This is a genomic window from Kitasatospora sp. NPDC089797, from assembly GCF_040684795.1.
Classification (GTDB): domain Bacteria; phylum Actinomycetota; class Actinomycetes; order Streptomycetales; family Streptomycetaceae; genus Kitasatospora.
Window position 1 is genome coordinate 45,748 of the sequence record NZ_JBFBGS010000057.1, and the last position, 21,157, is coordinate 66,904.

Annotated in this window: 16 protein-coding genes and 1 pseudogene; 8 read left to right on the top strand and 9 right to left on the bottom strand. The window is 73.4% G+C overall.

Annotated features, from left to right (window positions below; all coding sequences use genetic code 11):
* Positions 1-17: 17 nt before the first annotated feature.
* From AB0O91_RS34165 to AB0O91_RS34175, 3 genes are all read right to left on the bottom strand, one after another.
* Positions 18-923 (bottom strand): carbohydrate ABC transporter permease, encoded by a 906-nt coding sequence (locus tag AB0O91_RS34165; protein ID WP_363441587.1) that lies wholly within the window; start codon positions 921-923, stop codon positions 18-20.
* A gap of 3 nt (positions 924-926) precedes the next feature.
* Positions 927-1,799, bottom strand: coding sequence for a sugar ABC transporter permease (locus AB0O91_RS34170; protein WP_363441589.1), 873 nt, complete (start codon positions 1,797-1,799; stop codon positions 927-929).
* Between the two features lie 265 nt (positions 1,800-2,064).
* A complete protein-coding gene (locus AB0O91_RS34175) occupies positions 2,065-3,354 on the bottom strand; it encodes a sugar ABC transporter substrate-binding protein (RefSeq protein WP_363441591.1) in 1,290 nt (429 codons plus the stop codon).
* A gap of 165 nt (positions 3,355-3,519) precedes the next feature.
* Between AB0O91_RS34175 and AB0O91_RS34180 the strand changes: the two genes are divergently transcribed.
* The 4 genes from AB0O91_RS34180 (at position 3,520) to AB0O91_RS34195 (ending at position 12,261) form a co-directional block, all read left to right on the top strand.
* Complete coding sequence (locus tag AB0O91_RS34180; RefSeq protein ID WP_363441593.1) at positions 3,520-4,611, top strand: LacI family DNA-binding transcriptional regulator; 1,092 nt, start codon at positions 3,520-3,522, stop codon at positions 4,609-4,611.
* A gap of 171 nt (positions 4,612-4,782) precedes the next feature.
* On the top strand, positions 4,783-7,254 hold the full coding sequence (locus AB0O91_RS34185) for a discoidin domain-containing protein (RefSeq protein ID WP_363441595.1): 2,472 nt from the start codon (positions 4,783-4,785) through the stop codon (positions 7,252-7,254).
* A 52-nt stretch (positions 7,255-7,306) separates the two neighbouring features.
* Positions 7,307-11,569: an NEW3 domain-containing protein gene (locus AB0O91_RS34190; protein ID WP_363441597.1), complete on the top strand. Its 4,263-nt coding sequence runs from the start codon at positions 7,307-7,309 to the stop codon at positions 11,567-11,569.
* Entirely contained in the window at positions 11,566-12,261 is a 696-nt protein-coding gene (locus AB0O91_RS34195) for a hypothetical protein (RefSeq protein WP_363441599.1), read from the top strand. The genes AB0O91_RS34190 and AB0O91_RS34195 overlap by 4 nt, the downstream gene beginning before the upstream one ends.
* Positions 12,262-12,282: 21 nt before the next feature.
* On the opposite strand, the gene AB0O91_RS34200 is transcribed toward AB0O91_RS34195, so the two are convergent.
* Positions 12,283-13,308, bottom strand: coding sequence for a HEAT repeat domain-containing protein (locus AB0O91_RS34200; RefSeq protein WP_363441602.1), 1,026 nt, complete (start codon positions 13,306-13,308; stop codon positions 12,283-12,285).
* Positions 13,302-14,000 carry a HEAT repeat domain-containing protein gene (locus AB0O91_RS34205; protein ID WP_363441620.1) on the bottom strand — a complete coding sequence of 233 codons (699 nt, stop codon included), beginning with the start codon at positions 13,998-14,000 and terminating at the stop codon, positions 13,302-13,304. The genes AB0O91_RS34200 and AB0O91_RS34205 overlap by 7 nt, the downstream gene beginning before the upstream one ends.
* A gap of 184 nt (positions 14,001-14,184) precedes the next feature.
* Here AB0O91_RS34205 and AB0O91_RS34210 point away from each other — a divergent pair, with 184 nt between their 5' ends.
* The 3 genes from AB0O91_RS34210 (at position 14,185) to AB0O91_RS34220 (ending at position 16,164) form a co-directional block, all read left to right on the top strand.
* Positions 14,185-15,066, top strand: a complete 882-nt coding sequence (locus tag AB0O91_RS34210) for an RHS repeat-associated core domain-containing protein (RefSeq protein WP_363441604.1) — start codon at positions 14,185-14,187, stop codon at positions 15,064-15,066.
* 106 nt (positions 15,067-15,172) lie between these two features.
* Entirely contained in the window at positions 15,173-15,514 is a 342-nt protein-coding gene (locus AB0O91_RS34215; RefSeq protein ID WP_363441606.1) for a hypothetical protein, read from the top strand.
* A gap of 95 nt (positions 15,515-15,609) precedes the next feature.
* Positions 15,610-16,164 (top strand): hypothetical protein, encoded by a 555-nt coding sequence (locus tag AB0O91_RS34220; RefSeq protein WP_363441608.1) that lies wholly within the window; start codon positions 15,610-15,612, stop codon positions 16,162-16,164.
* An 86-nt stretch (positions 16,165-16,250) separates the two neighbouring features.
* Here AB0O91_RS34220 and AB0O91_RS34225 read toward each other — a convergent pair whose 3' ends face one another.
* Entirely contained in the window at positions 16,251-17,726 is a 1,476-nt protein-coding gene (locus tag AB0O91_RS34225) for an alpha/beta hydrolase (protein ID WP_363441610.1), read from the bottom strand.
* A 296-nt stretch (positions 17,727-18,022) separates the two neighbouring features.
* Between AB0O91_RS34225 and AB0O91_RS34230 the strand changes: the two are divergent.
* A pseudogene (locus AB0O91_RS34230) lies at positions 18,023-18,166 on the top strand (oxidoreductase); the annotation flags it as partial.
* Positions 18,167-18,212: 46 nt separating this feature from the next.
* On the opposite strand, the gene AB0O91_RS34235 reads toward AB0O91_RS34230, so the two are convergent.
* From AB0O91_RS34235 to AB0O91_RS34245, 3 genes are all read right to left on the bottom strand, one after another.
* Entirely contained in the window at positions 18,213-19,133 is a 921-nt protein-coding gene (locus tag AB0O91_RS34235; RefSeq protein WP_363441611.1) for a hypothetical protein, read from the bottom strand.
* Between the two features lie 7 nt (positions 19,134-19,140).
* Positions 19,141-19,512 carry a peptidase inhibitor family I36 protein gene (locus AB0O91_RS34240; RefSeq protein WP_363441612.1) on the bottom strand — a complete coding sequence of 124 codons (372 nt, stop codon included), beginning with the start codon at positions 19,510-19,512 and terminating at the stop codon, positions 19,141-19,143.
* Positions 19,513-19,834: 322 nt separating this feature from the next.
* Positions 19,835-21,100: a cytochrome P450 gene (locus AB0O91_RS34245; protein ID WP_363441614.1), complete on the bottom strand. Its 1,266-nt coding sequence runs from the start codon at positions 21,098-21,100 to the stop codon at positions 19,835-19,837.
* Between the last annotated feature and the right edge of the window lie 57 nt (positions 21,101-21,157).

Consider the following 21,157-nt stretch of genomic DNA (forward strand, 5'->3'; position numbering starts at 1 on the left):
GCGGACGGGACGTGGGCCTATCCCTTGACGGCTCCCTCCTCGACGCCCTTGAAGAAGAAGCGCTGGCAGACGGCGAACACCACGACGATCGGCAGGAAGGCGATCATGGTGCCGGCGGCGATCAGCCGGGGGTTGGCGGAGAAGGTGCCGTTGAGGTACTGGAGCCCGACGGTCAGGGTGTACTTCTGCGGGTCGTTGAGCACGATCAGCGGCCAGAGGAAGTCGTCCCAGGCGCCGATGAAGGTGAAGATGACGATCACGCTGAGCATGCCGCGCACGTTCGGCAGGCCGATGTGCCAGAGCCGCTGCCAGACATTGGCGCCGTCCACCAGCGCGGCCTGGTCGAGCTCGACCGGCACGGCGGCGAAGGCGGTGCGCATCAGCAGCACGTTGAGCATCGCGATCGCCCCGGGCAGGGCGACGCCGACCAGGCTGTCGGCCAGGCCGAGGCCGCGCACCAGCACGTACTGGGAGACGATGGTGACCTCGCCGGGCAGCACCAGCGTCGCCAGGAACAGGCCGAGCACCAGTTTGGCGCCGCGGAACCGCAGCCGGGCCAGGGCGTAGCCGGCCAGGGTGCAGCCGACCACGTTGCCGGCGATGCAGACGGCGGCGACGAGCAGCGAGTTGAGGGCGTACGTCCACACCGGGATGGTGTCGGCGACCTTGCCGTAGTTGCCGAGGGTGGGCTGCTCGGGCAGGAAGGTCGGGGTGCGGGTGTAGACGTCCTCGGTGGGGCCCTTGAGGGAGGTGGACAGCTGCCAGAGGAAGGGGCCGACGACCAGCAGCAGGACGAGCAGCAGGAGCAGGTAGCGGGCGGCGGTCTGCGCGCGGGTCGGGGTGTTGAAGCCGCGGGACGGGGTGGCGGCGCGGCGCGGGCGGGCGTCGGAGCCGCGGGCGGGCGCGGGGCGGAGGGTGGTCACGGGTCAGGCCGCCTTCCGGTTCAGCCGCATCAGGAACAGCATCGGACCGAGGGTGATGACGAACAGCAGCAGGCTGAGCGCCGAGGCGTAGCCCAGGTGGCCGTTGAAGCCGCGGCTGTACATCTGGATCAGCATCACCACCGACATGTCGCGGCCGCCGGGGCCGCCCTGCCCGTTGGAGAGTACGTACAGCTCGGAGAAGACGCGCAGCGAACTCACCGAGATGAGCGCGGAGATCAGCACCATGGTCGGGCGCACCCCGGGCAGGGTGACGTGCCAGAAGCGGCGCAGCGGGCTCGCGCCGTCCACGGCGGCGGCCTCGTGCAGCTCGTGCGGGACGTTGGCGAGGGCGGACAGGTAGATGACCATGTAGTAGCCGAGGCCCTTCCAGACGGTCAGGGCGATCGCGCTGAACAGCAGCAGCCAGCGGTCGGTGAGGAAGGAGACCGGGGAGTCGGCCAGGCCGGTCTGCTGGAGCACGCCGTTGACCAGGCCGCGGTCGTCCAGCACCCAGCCCCAGATCAGCGCCACCACGACGGCGGAGGCGATCACCGGGGTGTAGAAGGCGGTGCGGAAGAAGGTGATGCCGGGGATGCGGCGCTGGACCAGCAGCGCCAGCAGCAGCGGCAGGAAGGTCAGCAGCGGGAGGCAGACCAGCATGAAGACGATGCTGTTGAGCAGCGCGTCGGCGAGCTGGGCGTCGTCGAGCAGCCGGCCGTAGTTCTCCAGGCCGGTGAAGTGCCCGCCGCCGATCGGCTTGGCGTTGGTGAAGGAGAGGATCACGGTGTTGACGGCCGGCCAGAGGTTGAACACGGCCAGCCAGAGGATCGCGGGGCCGGCGAGCAGCCAGGGGGTGAACCAGCGCCGATGGGTCATGCGGGTGCCTTCCTGGGGCTGGGCCCTGCGGGGGCCCGGGGGTGTGCGTCGCACTCCCGGTGGGCGGCGGGTGGGGGCCCGCCGCCGTGCCGGTACGGGTGTGGCCGGGGTGGCCGGGTGTGTTCCGGGGTGGCCGGGGCGACCGGGGCTGCCTGAGTGGCCGGGCCGGCCTGGGCCGCCGGGTTGGCCTGGGCGGCCGGGCCGGCCCGGGCGGCCGGGTTGGCCTGGGTGGCGGGAGCGCCGGGGCGCGGGGAGTCGCCGGGTGTCAGCCCTTGAGGAGCTTGTCGCACTGCTCCACGGCGGTGTCCAGGGCCTGCTTGGAGCTGGTCTGGCCGCTGATGGCGAGCGCGAACTGCTGCTTGACGACGGTGCCCATCGCGTCGTCCACCTCGACCGGCTGGATCAGCTTGGCCTTGGCCAGCGAGGTGAAGGCGATCACCTTGGCGTCGCCCGCGTTGGTGCCGTCGCTCTTGCTGAAGAACGGATCGTTCGCGGAGGCCTTGGTGGACGGGAAGACGCTGGTCAGGTGGGCGAAGGCGGCCTGGTTCTCGGGGCTGGTGACCCAGCGGGCGAGGGCGACGGCGGCGGCCGGGTTCTTGGTGTTCTTGGGGATGGACAGGCCCTGGACGTACAGCGGCGGGGTGCCCATCGCGGCGGAGGGGACGACCTTCGGCGCGAGGGTGGGGTTGTCGGTGGCGAGGCTGGTGATGAAGTTGCCGCCGCCGGTGGTCCAGGCCGCGGTGCCGGCGCTGAAGAGCTTGGAGTTGCCGGCGTAGGTGTCGGTGAGCACCCCGTTCGGCATCAGGCCCTCCTTGAAGGCGTCCCGGTACTTGTCGAGCAGCGCGGCGGCCTCGGGGGTGTTGAAGGTGAAGGACTTGCCGTCGTCGGCCATGATCTTCACGCCGATGTTGTAGAGGTCGCCGAGGCCGGGCTTGCGGCTCATCAGATAGGCCTGGCCGCCGGACTTCTCCTTCATCACCCGGGCCTGGGCGATGAGTTCGTCGAGATCGGCCGGGGGCTTGGCCGGGTTCAGGCCGTTCTTCGAGAGGAGGTCGGAACTCCAGTAGTTCACATCGGTGTTGAGGTACCACGGATAGCCGAAGGTGCCCTGGTAGCCGTGGTAGCGGTAGGCCTCGACGCCGCCCTCGACGTACTCCTCGGCGAGCTTGGGGTCGGCCTTGGCCACGTCCAGCAGGACGTCCTTGCGGGCGAGCGGGAAGGCGAAGTCCGGCGGGAGGTTCACCACGTCGGGCAGGGTGCCGGCGGCGGCCTGGCTGAGCACCTTGTCGGAGTAGCCCTCGCCGGGCTGGTCCAGCCACTCCACCTCGACGCCGGGGTACTTCTTCTTGAAGCCGTCGATCACGTTCTGCATGTAGTCGGTGAACTTCGGCTTCAGGGACCAGGTCTGGATCGAGACCTTGCCCTTGACCTCGCCGGTGGCGGCCGCACTCGCCACACTGTCGCCGTTCTTGGTGTCGCCGGAGCCGAGTCCGCAGCCGGTGAGGGCCGCCGCGGCGAGGGCCGTCGTCGTCACTGCCGCCCAGATTCTTCGCATGAGGGTCTCCCGGTCCTGGGGGTGGGTGGGGGATCGCGCGCACGTCGGGGGGTGTCGGGTTTCGGGGCGGGATCCGCGGGTCAAAACCTGACGTACTAAACCGGTCTAGCTCTGGCAGGGACTATGCTCCCGCCTAAACTGGAATGTCAAGAGAGGAGCGCGTTCGTGGGTAGACCGACGATCGCCGACATCGCGCGCCAGGCCGGGGTGTCCAAGGGCGCGGTGTCCTTCGCGCTCAACGGCCGCCCGGGCGTCAGCGAGGCGACCCGGAACCGGATCCTGCGGGTCGCCGAGGAGATGAACTGGCGCCCGCACAGCGCCGCGCGAGCTCTCGGCGGAGCCCGGGCCGACGCCGTCGGGCTGGTGATCGCCCGCCCGGCCCGCACCATCGGCGTCGAGCCCTTCTTCAGCCAACTGCTCTCCGGCCTCCAGGCCGTGCTCTCCGCCAGCTCGATCGCCCTGCACCTGATGGTGGTCGAGGACACCGCCGCCGAGATGGAGGTCTACCGGCGCTGGGCCTCCGAGCACCGGGTGGACGGGTTCATCGTGGTCGACCTCCAGGTCAAGGACCCGCGGCTGCCCGTGCTGGACGGGCTCGGACTGCCCGCCGTCGTCCTCGGCGGACCGGGCAAGGGCGGCAACCAACTGCGGATCTGGGCCGACGACCGGGAGGCGATGCTCTCCATCGTCGACTACCTGGCCGCCATCGGACACCGCCGGATCGCCCACCTCGCCGGGCTGCCGCACTTCCAGCACACCCAGCGCCGGATCCGCGCGCTGCGCGACGCCGCGCGCCGGCTCGGGCTGGAGGAGGCGGTGTCGGTGCCCACCGACTTCAGCGACGCCGAGGGCGCGGCCGCGACCCGGACCCTGCTCTCCCGGGCCGGGCGGCCCACCGCGATCGTCTACGACAGCGACGTGATGGCCGTCGCCGGGCTCGGGGTGGCGGGGGAGATGGGCGTCGCGGTGCCCGGGGAGCTGTCCATCGTCTCCTTCGACGACTCGGTGCTCGCCCGGATCGTCCACCCGCCGCTCACCGCGCTCAGCCGGGACACCTTCGCGCTCGGCGAGCAGGTCGCCCGCAGCCTGCTGGCGGCACTGGACGGGCCGGGGCCCGGACGGGACCTCCAGATGCCGACGCCCCGGCTGACCGTGCGGGAGTCCACCTCGCCGCCGGGCGGCGGGCCGACCGGCGGCCGGGCCCCCGCCGGGGTGATTGCTGCGCGAGTCGTTGACAGCGGTTCTGAACCGGTTTAGCCTCGCTGCGCCGAGTGGGGCCCGGGTCGGGCGCGCACTGCGGCCCCGGCCGCCCGCTCGTTGCGTCCCCGTCGATCCGTCCAGTTCGAACCGGCACGCCCGCATGCATCCGGGCCCCCGTCCGCGACGGCGGGCCCGCCCCCACCCACTCCGCTCGATCGGAGCCACCGCATGTCACGACGCCTCCCCCTGCTGCTCAGCGCCGCGCTCGCGACCGCCGCGCTCGGCGCCCTGCCCCCGCCCGGTGCCGCCGCCGCACCCTCGACCGCCCCCGCGGCCCCGGCCGCCACCACCGCCGCGGGCACCGGGAACCAGCCCTTCGCCTCGTACTGGTACCCCGGCACGATCCTCAACTGGGACCCGGCCACCGACCCGGACGCCCGGTTCAACCGCTCCCGCGTCCCGCTCCAGCCCCGCACCAGCGATCCGGCGCTGGCCGCCAACCCCAACGCCCGTGCGGGCGAAGGGAAGATCGCCTCCCTGGTCTCCTTCGGCCCCACCTCCAACAACCCCTCCCAGGGCTCCACCGACCCCAACTACTACGCCTTCGGCTACTGGCAGTACGTCGACAAGCTGGTGTTCTGGGGCGGCTCGGCCGGCGAGGGTCTGATCCTGGCGCCCAACCCGACCGTGATCGACGCCGCCCACCGCAACGGCGTCAAGGTCTACGGGACGGTCTTCTTCCCGCCGGCCGCGTACGGCGGGAAGCTCCAGTGGGTGCGCGACTTCGTGCAGAAGTCCGGCGACCGCTACCCGGTCGCCGACAAGATGGCCCAGGCCGCCCGGTACTACGGCTTCGACGGCTGGTTCATCAACCAGGAGACCGGCGGCGGCGACGCTGCCCTGGCGACCGACCTGCGCAAGCTGATGCAGTACACCAAGGCGCAGAGCGGCACCGAGTTCATGTGGTACGACGCGATGACCAGTTCGGGCGCGGTCGACTGGCAGAACGCCCTCACCTCCGCCAACTCGCCCTTCCTCCAGGACGGTTCGAAGCGCACCGCCGACTCGATGTTCCTCAACTTCGGCTGGACACCCGACGGCCTCGACTCCTCCCGTCGGCTGGCCCGCCAACTCGGCCGCAGCGAGTACGAGTTGTACTCCGGCATCGACACCGAGGCGAACGGCTACAACACCTCCGTCGACTGGAACACGCTGTTCCCGTCCGGGCAGCCGCACACCACCTCGCTCGGGCTCTACCGCCCCGAGTGGACCTGGAAGTCCGCCACCGACCGGGCCGACTTCTACGCCAAGGACGCCCGCTACTGGGTCGGCGCCAACAACGACCCGTCGAACACCGACCTCTCGGCCGGCTGGCCCGGCCTGGCCGGCTACGTCGCCGAGTCCTCGCCGATCACCGCCAAGCCCTTCGTCACCAACTTCGACGCCGGCCAGGGCGACTTCTACAACGTGGCCGGCACCCGGGTCGCCACCGGCGGCTGGAACAACCTCTCGCTCCAGGACGTCCCGCCGACCTACCGCTGGGTGGTCGACTCCACGGGCAGCAGGCTCACCCCGTCCGTCGACTTCACCGACGCCTACCAGGGCGGCTCCTCGCTGCGGCTCACCGGCACCCTGGACGCCGTCAACACCGTCCGGCTGTACCAGACCAGCGTGCCGGTCGCCGCGACCACCAAGCTGGACCTGGTGGTGAAGACCCCGTCGGCCGGCCCGACCAGGCTCAAGGCCGCGGTCTCCTTCACCGACAGCCCGGGCAGCTTCACCACCGTGGACGTCGGGGACAACTCCGGGACCGGCTGGGAGCGGCACACCCTGGACCTCTCCGGGTTCGCGGGGCGGACCGTCTCCCAACTCGCCCTCCAGGTCGACGGCTCCTCGGGCACGGTGCCGTCCTACGACCTGCGGGTCGGCCAAGTCGCGCTCTATGACGGCTCGGTGGAGACCCCGGCGGCACCGAGCGGGCTGACCGTGCTCGGCGCCAGCGATGTCACGGCGGGCAGCAGCCAGTCGCTGCGGCTCTCCTGGACGGCCGCACCCGGTGGCAACGTCCACCACTACGAGGTGTACCGGCGCAACCCGGACGGCAGCCGGACCTTCCTGGGGGCCACCCCCAACGACGCCTACTTCGTCGGGCGGCTGGACCGGGCCGGCACGGAGACCGCCACGACGCTGGACGTCGAGGCGGTGTCCACCACCTACGGGCGCTCGGACGTCGCCTCCACGGTGGTCGGTTGGAACGGCACCCCGCCGTCGGGCTCGACCGACCTGGCGCTCAACCGGCCGGCCACCGCCTCCGGGCAGTGCAACGCCGACGAGGGCCCGGCCAAGGCCGTCAACGGCAGCGTCAGCGGCGGCACCGGCGACAAGTGGTGCACCCTGACGGCCGCCAAGTGGCTGGAGGTGGACCTCGGTTCGGCGAAGAAGCTGGACAGGTTCGTGGTCAAGCACGCCCAGGCGGGTGGCGAGAGCGCCGCGTACAACACCCGGGACTTCTCGATCCAGGTCCGCTCGAAGAACACCGATCCGTGGACGACGGTCGCGAACGTCACCGGCAACACGGCGGGCACCACCAGCCATTCGGTGGACACCACCGCCCGCTACGTCCGGCTGGTGATCACCAAGCCCACCCAGAACACCGATCCGGCCGCCCGCATCTACGAGTTCGAGGCCTGGGGCCGCTGAGGCCCGTCCTGCGGCCCAGGCCCAGACCTCCCGACTGAGAGGACCAACCCCCGTGCCGGTCAGCATCATCACCGCCGTGGAGAGCACCGACCTGTTCGCCGGACCCGAGGACGCCCCGCGGCAGTTGCTGCGGGTGACGGTGGAGGGGCCGGCCGCCCGGATCACCGTCACCGGGACGGGCACCGGTGGCACGACCGTCCGCGGCGAGGCGACCGGCACGGGGGTGGTCGACGTCCCGCTGGAGCTCGACGGTGCCGAGCCCGGCGCCCGACTGCCCGTCGTGGTGCGGGTGTCGGGCAGCGAAGCCGAGGGGGTGGTGGAGGTCGCGGAGCCCGGCTGGACGATGTTCATGGTCTCCCACTTCCACTACGACCCGGTCTGGTGGAACACCCAGGCCGCGTACACCTCCCCGTGGGAGCTGCTCTCCGCCGACGCCACCACCCGGCCGCTCTGGGAGCGCAACGGCTTCGCCCTGGTCGACGCCCACCTGGAACTCGCCCTGCGGGACCCGGTGTACAAGTTCGTGCTCGCCGAAGTCGACTACCTGAAGCCGTACTTCGACCAGCACCCGGAGCGCCGGGAGACCCTGCGGATGCTGCTGGAGCGCGGGCAGGTCGAGCTCGTCGGCGGCACCTACAACGAGCCCAACACCAATCTGACCGGCGCCGAGACGACCATCCGCAACCTGGTCTACGGCATCGGCTACCAGCGGGACATCCTCGGCGGCGACCCGCGGACCGCCTGGCAGCTCGACGTGTTCGGGCACGACCCGCAGTTCCCCGGCCACCTCGCCGCGGCCGGCCTCACCGGCAGCGCCTGGGCCCGCGGCCCGTTCCACCAGTGGGGCCCGATCCAGAAGAACTTCCGCGCCGCCAAGGACGACGCCCGGGTGATGCAGTTCCCCAGCGAGTTCGAGTGGATCGCGCCCGGCGGGGAGGGCGTGCTCACCCACTACATGCCGCACCACTACTCGGCCGGCTGGTGGATGGACTCCTCGCCCGACCTGGCCGCCGCCGAGCAGGCCGTGTACGAGCTGTACCGCAAGCTCAAGCCGGTCGGGGCGACCAGGAACCTGCTGCTGCCGGTGGGCACGGACTACACCCCGCCGAACAAGTGGGTCACCGCGATCCACCGCTCCTGGAACGCCAAGTACCTGTGGCCGCGGTTCGTCTGCGCCACCCCGCGCGACTTCCTGGACGCCGTCCGGGCCGAACTCGCCGCCACCGGACGGCGACCCGGCCCGCAGACCCGCGACATGAACCCGGTGTACACCGGCAAGGACGTCTCCTACATCGACACCAAGCAGGCCCAACGGGCCGGCGAGGTCGCGGCGGTGGACGCCGAGAAGCTCGCCGTGCTGGCCTCGGTCAACGGGCTCGGCGGCTATCCGGCGGCCGCCCTCGACAAGGTGTGGCGCCACCTCGCCTACGGGGCCCACCACGACGCGATCACCGGCTCGGAGTCGGACCAGGTCTACCTGGACCTGCTGGGCGGCTGGCGCGAGGCCCACGACCTGGCCTCGGCCGTCCGGGACGCGGCGCTGGACGCACTGGCGGCGCGGATCTCGACGGTGGGCCCTTCGGCGGACGGTGGCCCGGGGGTCACCAGCTCAGGCGTCGTCGGCTCGGCGGTGGTGGTGACCAACACGCTGTCCTTCGACCGGACGGACCTGGTGGCGGTCGAACTCCCGCCCGGCGTACCGTCGGTACGGGTGCTGGACGACACCGGTGCACCGGTGCCGAGCGCCGTCGACCGGGGGGTGCTGCGGTTCCTGGCGGCGGACGTGCCCGCGCTCGGCTGGCGCACCTGGCAGTTGGCGGAGGGGACGGCCGACCCCGCCTGGGCGGCGGCCGAGGGCCGCACGATCGAGGGCGGACGGTACCGGGTGACGGCCGATCCGGCGCGCGGCGGCGGGCTGACCTCGGTCTACGACCTGCTGCACGAACGGGAGTTGATCCAGACCGGCCGGATCGGCAACGAGCTGCGGGTGTACCGGGAGTACCCGCAGCACCCCGACTTCGGCGAGGGCCCCTGGCACCTGGTGCCCAGCGGGCCGGTGGTGGGCTCCGAGGGCGCCGCGGCCGCGGTGCGGCGGGAGACCGGCCCGCTCGGTGAACGGCTGGTGATCGGCGGAACGGTCGACGGCGTCCGGTACGAGCAGACGGTGACGCTCTGGCGCGGTCTGGACCGGGTCGACTGCCGGACCAGGGTGGTCGACTACTCCGGTGCCGACCGGCTGCTGCGGCTGCGCTTCCCGGTGGACGTCCCCGGCGGGTTGCCGGTCAGCGAGGTCGCGGGGGCGGTGATCGGGCGCGGCTTCGCGCTGCCGGACGTGGACTCGGCGGAGGCGCCGTGGACCCTGGACAACCCGGCCAACACCTGGTTCGGCCTCGGCGCCACGGCCCGGGCGGTACTGACCGATCCGGCCGGTACGGTGACCGGCACGCGGGCGCTCGGCGTCGCCGAGGTGGTCGTCCCGACGGTGGACGACGCCGCGGACGCCCGCCCGCTGGTGGTCGCCCTGGCCCGGGTCGGGGTCACCGCGACCACCTCGGGGGCGGACTGGGCGCGCTACGGCTGGCTGGACGTGGACTCCAACCTGCCGGACTTCCGGATCGTCGTCGGAGGGCCGGACGTCAACCCGGCCGCCCGGGAGCTGATCGAGCGGGCCGGTGCGGATCACGCGGCGGTGCTGAAGGCGCACGGCGCGGTGTGGGTGCCGGCGCTGACCCCGCTCACCGAGGTCTGGCGGCCGGACGCGGACCTGCGGGACCTGCGCGCCCTGCCCGCCCTGGTCGTCGCCGACCTGCCCGCCCTGGTCGAGGACCTCGCGGACGCCCGGATCACCGCCGTCTGCCCCGAGCCCGTGGTGGACGAACTCGACGACCACACCGTGGCGTTGCTCAGCTTCGGCCTGCCCGGCTTCGCGGTGGACCCGACCGGCGCGCTGCACCTGTCGCTGATGCGCTCCTGCACCGGCTGGCCGTCCGGCGTCTGGATCGACCCGCCCCGGCGCACCCTGCCGGACGGGGCGTCCTTCCAACTCCAGCACTGGACCCATGAGTTCAGCTATGCCCTGGTCGGCGGCGCGGGGGACTGGCGGGCCCAGACGCTGCCCGCGCGAGGGCAGGAGTTCAACCACCCGCTGTACGCCCGGGTGGTGGCCGCCCGGCCGGGCCCGCTGCCCGGCACGCTGTCCTGGCTGCGGGTCGAACCGCAGCGCGAGGTGCTGCTCGGCGCGCTCAAGCCGGCCGGGAACCCGATCGCCCACGGCTCGGCGGAGCCGACCGGCGACGACCTCACCGTCCGGCTGCTGGAGTCGACCGGCCTCGGGCGGACGGCGCGGCTCAGCGGGGCGCTCGGGCTGGATGCCGTACGGCCCGCCGACCTGCTGGAACGCCCGCTCGCCGGGTCGGCCGGCGCCCTCGACCTGGCCGGTTCGCAGATCGCCACCCTGCTCGCCGTTCCGGCGGTGACCGCCACCCCGACGGTGACCGCCGCCCCGGCCGACCGGCCCGTGCTCGGCCCGGTGGCCGAAGGCGCCCAGCCGGTGCACGCCCGCTACTGGCTGCACAACCGGGGCCCGGCCCCGCTCGGCTACCTGCCGGTGTCGGTCGGCGCCTCGCCCGGGCTGCTGCGGACGGCGGGGGAGCCGGTGACGCTGTCGGTCGCGCTGTCCTCGCAGCTGCGGGACGCGGCGGTCGAGGGCACGGCCCGGGTGCTGGCACCGGAGGGCTGGGCGGCGAGCCCGGGCAGCCGCCCGTACCGGTTGGCGCCCGACGGGCACCTGCGCTTCCCGGTCGAGCTGACCCCGCCCGCCGGGGTCGAGCCCGGCCTGTACTTCGCCGCCGTCCGGATCGAGCACGACGGCCAGCTGATCGAGGACGTGGTGACGGTCGCCGTCGGCGACCTGCCGGACCTGCTGCCCGTCCCCGGCGACGCGCCCCAGGACTGGTCGGTCACCCAGGGCACCAAGGCGACCGGCGGCCGGGACACCGGGCTGTCCGTCGACGTCCCGCGGCAGACCCTGCGGATCGCGCCCGGCGGCCGCGCGAGCCTCGGCCTCACCCTCACCAACCGCACCCGGGGCGAGATCCGCGGCGAGCTCCAACTGGTCTCCCCGTGGGGCACCTGGGAGGCGATCGCCGACCCTGTCCGGGGCTTCGACGTCCCGGCGGGCGGGACCGCCACCGTCGAGTTCGGCGTCACCGTCCCGGAGAGCGCCGACCCGGGCGCGTACTGGGCCCTCGCCAAGGTGATGTGGTTCGGCCGCTGCCAGTACGCCCCCACCGTCGCCCTGGTGGTGGAGGCATGACCCTCGGCCTGCTCGACGGGCGCCCCCTGCCGCGCACCGCCCTCGACACCCGCCTGGCCGCCCTGCGGTCCGGTCCGCGCGCCGCCGCCCTTCCGCAGCCGGGCAGTTCGGAGGACCGCCAACTGGTGCGCTGGGTCGCCCAGGTGCTGCTGACCGAGGCCCTGTGCGAGACCGTCGCCACTGAGCGCGGCCTGACCGTCGATGCCGTCGGCCCGGCCCGGCTCGACCAGCAGGCGGCCGTCGAGCTCGGCTCGATCACCGCCGCCGCGTACGAGGGCAGCGCGGCCGTCCGGGCGGTGTACGAGTCGGTGACCGCCGAGGTCGAGCCCGCCCCGGCCGGCCTCGCCCACTACCGGACCCTGACCGCCCGCCCACCGGCCACCCGCTGGCACCTTGCGCTCCCCGACGGCAGCTTCGAGGCCGACCCGGACACCCTCCCGACGGCCCTCGCCGAGGCCCTCCGCGCCGCGCCAGCCGGTGAATGGGTCACCGAGGGCCCCTGGACGGCGATGCTGCTCGCCACCCTGGCCGTCCCGCGGAACCCCGACCCCACCCCCGCCCTGCGCGAGGCCGCCCGCCGGGCCGAGTTCGTCCGCTGGCTCGACTGCGAGCGGTCCCAACGCCTGACCCTGGTAGAGGGGTTGGAGCACCCGGGCGACCCGGCCCAACCCGACAACCGCCACCGCCACTGAGCGGGCCCCGCCCCCCGGGTCTCAGGAGCCGCCCTGGTCGCCGCCTTCCTCGAGGAGTCCGAGGAAGCCCGTGGCGACCAGGGCGACGGTGCCGTCCTCGTCCCGGGCCAAGGTCCGCAGGGCCGTCCGCGCGGCGGGCCCCGACAACTCGACGAGGGCCTGGGTCAGCCGGAGCCGCACCGCCTGGTCCGCGGGGTGCGCGGCCAGTTCGTCGACCAGCGCGGTGGTGATCCGGTCCGCGGACCCCGGGGCGCGGGAGAGCGTGCCCAGCACCTCCGCCGCGTCGACGTCGTGGGAACCCGCGACCACCATGGCGACGAGGGTGGGCACGGCCGCGGTCGCGCCGCGTCGACCCGAGGCGAGTGCGGCGTGACCGCGCACCGTCGGGTCCGGGTCGCCGAGGGCGTCCGCGAGCGCCGCCGCCGCACCGGGGGCTTCGGGCAGCTCGGCGATCGCCCGCACCGCGCGCCGCCGGACGTCGACGTCCGGCGACCGCAGGCCGACGGCCAGCGTCGCGACCCCGTCGCCGCCCGCGCGGGCGAGGGCCCAGCGCAGGGCGCCCGCGACATTGGGGTCCGACTCGGACAGCACGGCCCCGGCCAGCAGATCGGACGGAGCCGGCGCGTCCTCCGGCCGGGTCAGGACGGCCTGCTGGCGGCGCGCGGCGCTGGTCGAGTCGAGCCCTTGCAGCAGTTCCACGATGCGCAGGACGTCCTGCCAGCCGGTGGGCGCCGAGGCGTCCACCGCGCGGAGCCGCCCGAGCAACTCCTGCTCCCGGGCCAGCCGGTCCTCCGTCCAGCGGATCAGGTCGCCGACCAGCGCCGACGGCGTGAAGCCCGGGTCCTCCAGCGCGCGGGCGATCTGCTTGAGCGAGAGCCCGAGCGAGCGCAGGCTCTCCACGTGGAAGATCCTGCGGACGTCCTCGGCGGCGTACTCGCGGTAGCCGCCGACGGTGCGGCCGGTGGGCCGCACCAGCCCGAGCGCGTCGTAGTGCCGGAGCATCCGGGTGCTCACCCCGGAGCGGCGGGCGACCTCACCGATCAGCAATCCGGGGCCCCCTCGGGCGCGACGGCCGCCGCCGTCCCGGCGCTCGCGCGGGCGGCCTCGGCGGCGGCGGTCCGCTCCGGGCCGAGCGCGGTGACCCGCTTCGCCTCGAAGAGGGCTTCGTCGAAGCCGGTCTCCGGGTCGTCGAGGAGCAGCAGGGTGGCGCGGGCGTGCGCGGCCACCGCCGGGTCGGGGTGCGCGGCGGCCTTCTCCAGGACGGGCTCGCTCCCGCCGCCGAGGTCCACGAAGGCCCGGCTCAGGCTCAGCTGCACGGAGCGGTCGCCGCGGCCGAGCTGCCGCGCCAGGTCCTCGGCCAGCTCCGCCCGCCCGTCCTCGGGGACGAGCGCGACCGCGACCCGCCACACCGTCCGGGCGACCTCGTCGTCGGTGTCCCGCAGCATGTCGCGGGTGATCCAGGCCCAGGCGGCCGGGTCGCCGATCTTGGAGAGGGTGTGCAGGGCCTGGCTGCGGGCCTGGGCGTGCGCCGAGTCGAGTTCCCGGCGGATCCGGGGCAGGGCGACCGCCGGCGGGAGCCGGGTCAGCGCCCAGGACAGCATGTCCCGGACGAAGAAGTCGGGTTCGACCGCGCACCGTTCGACGAGTGCCTCCAGCAGGACGGGGTCGGCGGCCGAGCCGGCCGCCAGGGCTGCCTTCAGCCGGATCGACGAGTCCTCGGCGCTCAGGGCGGCGAGCACCCGGGCCTGCGGCAGGGATCCGTCCGTCGTGCCGGTCGCGTCGGGCGTACCGGGTGTGACGGTCGGGTCGGGCGTGTTGATGGTGTCGGGCGTGTTGATCGGGACCACCTCCTGCACCCCAGTGGACACCTTGTCACAGTGACAAGGTCAAACCCTCTCGCGGTGGCGTGGGCATCGGGTGCCGGTGGTCCCGGGACGCAGCGGGCCGTCACGGACACCCGACCGGTGGACCGACCGGTACCGCGAACCACCCGGGCGCCGGGGCGACCGTGCACGACGACGGCAACTTCGTCGGCGACCTCCAGCGGGTGCCGTTGCGGTCCTCGGCTACGGTTCGGCCAACTCCTGGGCCGGGGACAAGGGTTACGTCGGAGGCCTGAAGGATGACGCCACCGGCTTCACCAACCTGGGCGCCCGCCAGTACCAGCTCAGCATCGGCGGCTTCCTCAGCGCCGACCCGCTGCTGCTGCCCGACGACCCGCAGCAGTGGAACGCGTACGCGTACAGCAACAACGACCCGGTGAACAAGACCGACCCCACCGGCATGGCGCTGGAGGAGTGCGCGACCGGCTTCGCCAAGTGCTCCACCATGGGCACCAAGGTCGACACCACGCAGGACGGCCCGAACTACCGGAAGATCGTCGACCAGGTGAACCAGGAGGCGCCGGCGCGTGAGGCCGGGTTCGTGCGGTTCATGATCGCCAGGGGGCTGCCCCTCGGAAGGAACTGGGTGGGCAGCGTGCCGTCCGCAGCGGACATCGAGCGGGACAAGCGGGCCGCGCGCAGGGCGTACGGGTTCGAGCTGGAGAAGGAGTACAAGAAGAACACCAACTTCAAGTACGAGGTGCAGCCCGGGCAGACCCAGATCCCGGGAGCCAGGGAGGGCCACGAGTACGCCGATCACATCTCTGACATGGTGAACAACGAGTACGGTCGGAAAATGGGTGAGAAGATTGCGGCAAGGAACCAAGGGGCTTCGGACGAGCAGCTCAAGGGGATCATCCTCGACGAGGCCAGGAAGTACATCGCCTCGGACGACTTCGCCCGCCCGAGTGACTTCGAGTGACGGCGAACCGCGACGGAGGGGTTTGGTGACCGGGCCGGTGGGTCCGGTGCGGGCTCCGGCTGTGGTGTGGGGTGGCCGGTGCGTTGCGCTAGCCGTAGTGCTGCCGTTGTCGGTGTCGTGTGCCGCCGGGGAGCAGCCGCCGCCGGTGGTCGGGGCCTGGAAGTCGAGTGTCGCGTCGATCGAGTTCCTGGACGGTGGCAAGCTCGGTGAGGTGAGCCTGTTGCCGGCCATGTGTCGGGGGGACGCGTCTCCGACGGCGGTGAAGTTCACCGGGAGCTGGCGGCGGGGCAAGCTGGACGATGCGGGGCCCGGCGCCGTCGCCGAACTGGTCTCCGTGGCCGGTGACCTGAAGTGCGAGCGGTTCTTCCAGTACGGCAAGCGCGATGGTCAGGACTGGCTGCAGATGACGGGCGTGGACGCGGGGCAGGAGGCCTTCGTCCGGAAGTAGCCGGATCGGTTGGCAGGTTCCCCGGGCCGGGGCGGCCCCGGCCCGCCCCCCTCGATCCGTTCGGTCGCCGAGACACATCCGAGGATGAAGGACCCATGGACTGCGTGCAGTTGAAGGGGCGTTCCGCCCGCGCCCGGACCCTGCTTCTGCTGCCGGTGGCGGCCCTGCTCGCCGCGGGCTGTGCGGGCGGACCAGGTCAGGACGACCGTGCGGAACGGCGGAATCCGTCGGAGGCTCCCGCGGCCGACGCGACCGCGGGGCAGGTCCGCACCGACGTCGATCCGTTGAAGCGCCGGTTCCCGGAGCTGGGTGAGCTGTCGGCGACGAAGTGGATCGGCCGGACGCTGGGACAGGGCGGCGGATCGGGCGTTCCCGGGCCGACCGATGTGAGTCTGGACGGCATCGCCCGCATCGATCCCGGGACGCTGGCGACCATCACGGGGAACGGGACGTGGCAGGAGGAGAGGATCGGCTGTCCCGTCCCGAGCGCGCTCGCCGAGGAGACGGGCGGCGCCGAGTCGGCGTGGCTGCACAGTGATGCGTTCGACCGGACGGTGACGCGGGGCCGGTACACGGGGAGCTTCTACTTCGACAGGCAGCACAGCCGGGTCTACTTCTGCACCGTGAACCCGGCCGCGCGCACCGATTGACCGCCGGCCCGTCCGAGCTCCGTCGGACGGCACCTCCGCTGTCGGCGTGGCCGCTCCCGGCGTTCCGGGGGCGGCCACGCCCGTTCTCAGCCGGGCAGTCGGTCGGTGAGGAGGAAGGTGGTGAACGGGTCCCGGATGTGGGGGTCGGCGAAGTCGACGCCGTGGCCGGTGGCGTCGACCGTCACCATCGCGGCGCGGTGGCCGAAGGCGTCGCGGGTCTTCCGGGCGCCGGAGTACGGGGTCGCCGGGTCGTAGCGGTTCTGCAGCAGGAGCATGTTGCGGGGGCCGGCGGGGTTGGGGCGGACCGGGGGCTCCTTCGGCGCGTAGTGCCAGAAGGCGCACGGCCAGACGTTGCCGCCCATGCCGTCGGTGAGCGGGTAGCGGCGGCGGTCGGCCGCGGTGCGGGCGGCGTACTCGGCGGGGTCGCGCGGCCAGGCGGAGTCGTCGCAGAGCACCGCGTCCTGCGCGGCGAGGAAGTTGTCCGGGATCACCGTGGGCAGCGAGGCGCCGGTCGAGGGCGGCGCGGAGCGGGTGCTCGCGAGCTGGAGGACGTGGGCGGCCAGCGGGTAGTAGCGCGGGGCGGTCAGTGAGGAGTAGACGACGGCGCGCAGGCTGACGCCGTCGAGGGTCCGGCCGTCGGGCAGGACCAGCGGGGAGCGGTCGAGGTCGGCGGCGAGCCGGAGGTAGCCGGCCCGGACGGCCTCGGGGGTGGCGCCCAGGTGCAGGGTGGAGTCGCGGTCGGCGAGGTAGCGGGCCAGTGCCGGGAAGGAGTCCTCGGCGCCCTCGCTGAACATCCGGACGCCCAGTTGCTCGCCGCTGGGGACCTCGGTGCTGTCCAGCACCACGTGGTCGGCCCGGGTGGGGAAGAGGCTCGCGTACACCTGGCCGAGGTAGGTGGCGTAGGAGGTGCCCAGGTAGGAGATCCGGCGGACGCCCAGGGCGGTCCGGATGCGGTCCAGGTCGCGGGCCGAGTTGGCGGTGGTGATGTCGGCCAGGTACGGGCCGCTCGCGGCCGCGCAGGCGTCGGCGATGCGCCGGGCGTGGTCGAGGTTGGCGGTGATCGAGCCGTCGGGGCCCGGGAAGGGGTAGTTGAGCCGGGCGGCGCGGTCCTCGGCGGACAGGTCGCAATGCACCGGGGTGCTGTTGCCGACGCCGCGCTCGTCGAAGCCGATCAGGTCGTAGGAGCGCAGTACCTCGGGCGGGAGGAAGCCGACCGCCTGGCCGGGGTAGTCGAGGCCGGAGCCGCCCGGTCCGCCGGGGACCACGACGAGGTCGCCGCGCCGGTGGGCCGGGTCGGCGGTGCGGATCCGGGAGACGGTGAGCGTGATGGTGCCGGCGCGCGGGTGGCGGTAGTCGCGGGGGACGCGCAGGGTCGCGCACTGCTGGCGCGGGTCGCGCGGGAACGGGGTGCCGTCGGCGTTGGGGGTCGGCGCCGGGCAGGCGCCCCAGGAGAGGGCGGCCGGCGCGGCCTCGGCCGTCGGCGGGGCCACTGCGGTCGGCAGCAGGGCGAGGGAGAGCAGCAGGCCGCCGGTGGCGGCCGTGCGGCGCATGAACGCGGTCATGGGCCCGACGGTAGGCCGGTGGGCGCGTGGCGGGCTCGGAGCCGGGGTGGAGACGGCGGTGGAGAGCCAGGGTGGAGGACCGGCCGTGATCGGGTGGAGAGCCGACTGCCGGTCTCCACCCGGTGGTTGAGGACGTGTCCGCCGGGTGGGACACCGGTCGTGCCGAACTGACGCCTTGTCACCCCGGCAAATCCGGGCACGCGCGGCACACCTCGGCTCTTCAGCGCGCCAGGAGTCCGATGGCGGTCTTCAGGCGGTCGAGGTAGAACTCCCGCGTTGCGGCCTGGTGCTTGAGGTACCTCGATGACGCGCAGGAGGCCTACACCGTGCCGAACGACGCCGACCTCGCGCAACACCCGCACGGCGTCGAGGAATGGGCGCTCGATCCCGTTGCCGCCGAGCGCCTATGGGCGGTCTCGACCGACCTCCTCGGCACTTGACCCACTCCGACACCACGACACCGCGCGCCCGACCTCCCGGACGGACTCAACGCGACGGGACGGCCGTGGGCGCCCCGGTGGGGTGGAGCGCCCGGGCCAGGGCCTCTCGGCGCAGGGCGCGGAGCCGGTCCAGCAGGGGCTGGTCGGAGCCCAGGACGGTCCGTTCGACATCGGTCTGCGCCCGGGTGACGGCGGTGGCGAGGCCGGCCTGGGACTGGCAGCGGGCCGAGGCCTCGGCCAGGGCGAGTTCGTCGCCGATCAGGCCGTGGGTCCTGGCCGGGTCGCTGCCCTCCTGCCGCACCCGCTGGACGATCGTGTCCACCGGGTCCCCGAGGTGGGCAGCCGGCCGGTGGGCGGCGGACATGCAGTCGCGCCAGCGGCCCTCGGCCGCGGTGAAGCGGCCGTCGGCCTGCACGCCGGTGACCACCTTGCCGCTGAGCACCTGGAAGGTGTTGAACAGCCGGTAGTAGTCCGGGCCGTAGAGGGCGTCGCCGGCCCGGCTGAGGCAGGAGTCGCCGTTGTAGAAGAACTGCTGCCCGTCGGGGAGGTCGACGGTCACCCGGTGGGCCTCCGTCCCCGACAGCGCGTCCTTCCAGGCCTGGTCGGAGGCGTGGTCGCGGTTGGGGTCGGCGACCGGCTTGAGGTTCAGCGCCGTGCTGATGACGCCGAAGCCGTCGCCGGTGGCCTGGGCGGTGGTGAGCAGGCCGTACGGGTTGGCGTCCACCCGGTGGTCGCCGGTCCCGAGGGGCTGCGGGCGGTACTCGAAGCCGCGCCCGCGCATGCAGGCGGCGATCAGCCCCTCCTCGGCGTCGTGCAGGGCGACGCGCTGCGGCTCGTCGTAGTGGGTGACGCCGTCGAACGGGCGCGGCTCGGCCCCGGGCGGGGTGGTGCCGCCGGACGAGGAGCATCCGGCGGCACCGAGGCCCAGGAGGACCGCCGCGAGGGCGAGGGTGATCCTGGTCTTCATCGCGGGGTCAGGCCGTGCACCAGCGGTTGGAGAGGATCTGCGGCAGGTTGTTCTGGATCTGGGTCCAGCCCTGGCCGCGGTAGAGGATCCAGCCCTGGCCCTGGGCGTTCTTCTGGGCGTAGACGACGACGTTGCAGCTGTTGCCGTTGTTGAACGCCGAACCGCCGAGGCTGTTGTTGAAGTTGGTGTACATGCTCAGGTCGTCGTTGTCCTGGTAGACGGTCTGAACACTGCCGGCGTAGTTGGCGCTCCAGTACACACACAGGCCGCCCGCGTTGCAGTTGGACGGGGCTGCCTCGGCCACGGGGGCCAGGGCGACGCCGGCGCCGAGGGCGAGGCCCGCGGCGACGGCGAGGGAGGCGATGGTCTTCTTGAACATGAGCAGACTCCTGGAATCGAGTGGAGGTGCTTGACGTTCCACCGGGCGGATCGACCGGAACCGCGCGGGACTCACGCTCGATCGCGTGAAGTCCCTTGATCGGAACCGGAAGTGACGATCCGTCGGCGTGGTGCCAGCGTGCGCCTCCCGGAGCCGGACGCCCTAGGGGCCGGGGCGTCCCTGGGACGGCGCCGCGCGTCCCAGGCCGCTGAGCAGCCGCGCGGCCGCCGTCCCTGGGACGCCGTGGGACATCGCCGCGGTGTCGGGGTGGCGTTGGGGCGGTGTCGGGGCGGCGTCGGGGTGGTGAACCGGGGCGGCGGGGTTACGGCCGGAGCACGGCCGGGGTCGGGCCGTCGGGGCGGACGGTGATGCTGTAGGCGGCGCCCGCCGGGCGGGAGCGGAACTCCAACCGGCCCAGTGGCAGCAGGAGTTCGAGCAGTGCGGTGGTCTCCTGGACGGCGAACCGGGTGCCCAGGCAGGCGCGGGCGCCCAGGCCGAAGGGGAGGTAGGCGCCCTGGCCGGGCCGGGCGGCGCCGGGGGCGAAGCGGGTGGGGTCGAAACGCTCCGGATCGGGCCACAGCTCCGGGTCGCGGTGGATGAGGTACGGGCAGACCAGCACGTCGGTGCCGGCGGCGATGCGGTGGCCGGCGAGCACGTCGTCCTCGAGGGCGTGCCGGGGGAGCAGCCAGGCCGCGGGGTACAGCCGGAGGGTCTCGGCGACCAGTGCCTGTGGATCGGCGCCGCGTGCGCCGGGATTGCCGTCGAGCAGCAGGAACAGCCAGGTGAGGGTGGTCGCGGTGGTCTCGTGGCCGGCCACCAGCAGGGTGACCAGCTCGTCGCGGATCAACCGGTCGGTGTACTCGGGGTGTTCGTCGGCGGCGTCCAGCAGCACCCGGAGCACGCCGGGCTCGTCCGGACCGTCCGGACCGTCGGGCTCGGCGGCGGGCCGGCTGCGCGCCGCGTCGATCGCGGCCCGGGCGACGACGTCGATCCGGGCGAGGTCCTCGGCGACCGCGTCCCGGGCGTCCGCCGCACCGGTCGGCAGGGTTGGCATCGCGGCCACCACCCGTTCCACCGCACGCAGTTCGGCGTCCGTCCGGTCGTCCAGCCCGCTCCCGGTCAGTGCCCGCCACACCGTGTCCAGGGCGAAGCCGCGCATCTCCTCGGCCACGTCGAAGGTCTCCCCGCTGCGCCGGTACCCCTCCCAGCGCACGGCGGTGCGGCGCGCCGCGGCGGCGATCCGCTGCTCGTAGCGGCGCATCCCGGGGCCGGTGAACTGGGACTGGAGCAGGCGCCGTTGGCGCTTCCAGGCCTCCCCGGTGGCGGACAGCACACCGTCGCCGACCAGCATCCGGGCCCGGTGCGAGCGCTTCACGTACCGGTCGGGGTGGTGGCCCAGCACGTGCTGGACGGCGGCCGGGTCGGTGACCAGCACCGTCGGCCCCGGGCCGTCGAGCCGGAAGGCGGCCACCCCGCCGACACCGCGCCGCGCCCGGGCGAGCAGTTCCACCAACGGGGCCCCCTCGGCCCGCCACTGCTCGACGGCCGCGGGGGCCAGTTCGGGGACGGGCACGGCGTCCGTGGTCACCAGGGGTCTCCTCGACTCGGATGGCGGCGGCCGCCGCACCGCGGTCGCGGTCGGCTG

Excerpts from the sequence above, each read along its gene's own strand:
- AB0O91_RS34170 (WP_363441589.1), bottom strand. The coding sequence starts at position 1,799 with ATGACCCATCGGCGCTGGTTCACCCCCTGGCTGCTCGCCGGCCCCGCG.
- AB0O91_RS34175 (WP_363441591.1), bottom strand. The coding sequence starts at position 3,354 with ATGCGAAGAATCTGGGCGGCAGTGACGACGACGGCCCTCGCCGCGGCG.
- AB0O91_RS34185 (WP_363441595.1), top strand. The coding sequence starts at position 4,783 with ATGTCACGACGCCTCCCCCTGCTGCTCAGCGCCGCGCTCGCGACCGCC.
- AB0O91_RS34195 (WP_363441599.1), top strand. The coding sequence starts at position 11,566 with ATGACCCTCGGCCTGCTCGACGGGCGCCCCCTGCCGCGCACCGCCCTC.
- AB0O91_RS34220 (WP_363441608.1), top strand. The coding sequence starts at position 15,610 with ATGGACTGCGTGCAGTTGAAGGGGCGTTCCGCCCGCGCCCGGACCCTG.
- AB0O91_RS34225 (WP_363441610.1), bottom strand. The coding sequence starts at position 17,726 with ATGACCGCGTTCATGCGCCGCACGGCCGCCACCGGCGGCCTGCTGCTC.
- AB0O91_RS34235 (WP_363441611.1), bottom strand. The coding sequence starts at position 19,133 with ATGAAGACCAGGATCACCCTCGCCCTCGCGGCGGTCCTCCTGGGCCTC.
- AB0O91_RS34240 (WP_363441612.1), bottom strand. The coding sequence starts at position 19,512 with ATGTTCAAGAAGACCATCGCCTCCCTCGCCGTCGCCGCGGGCCTCGCC.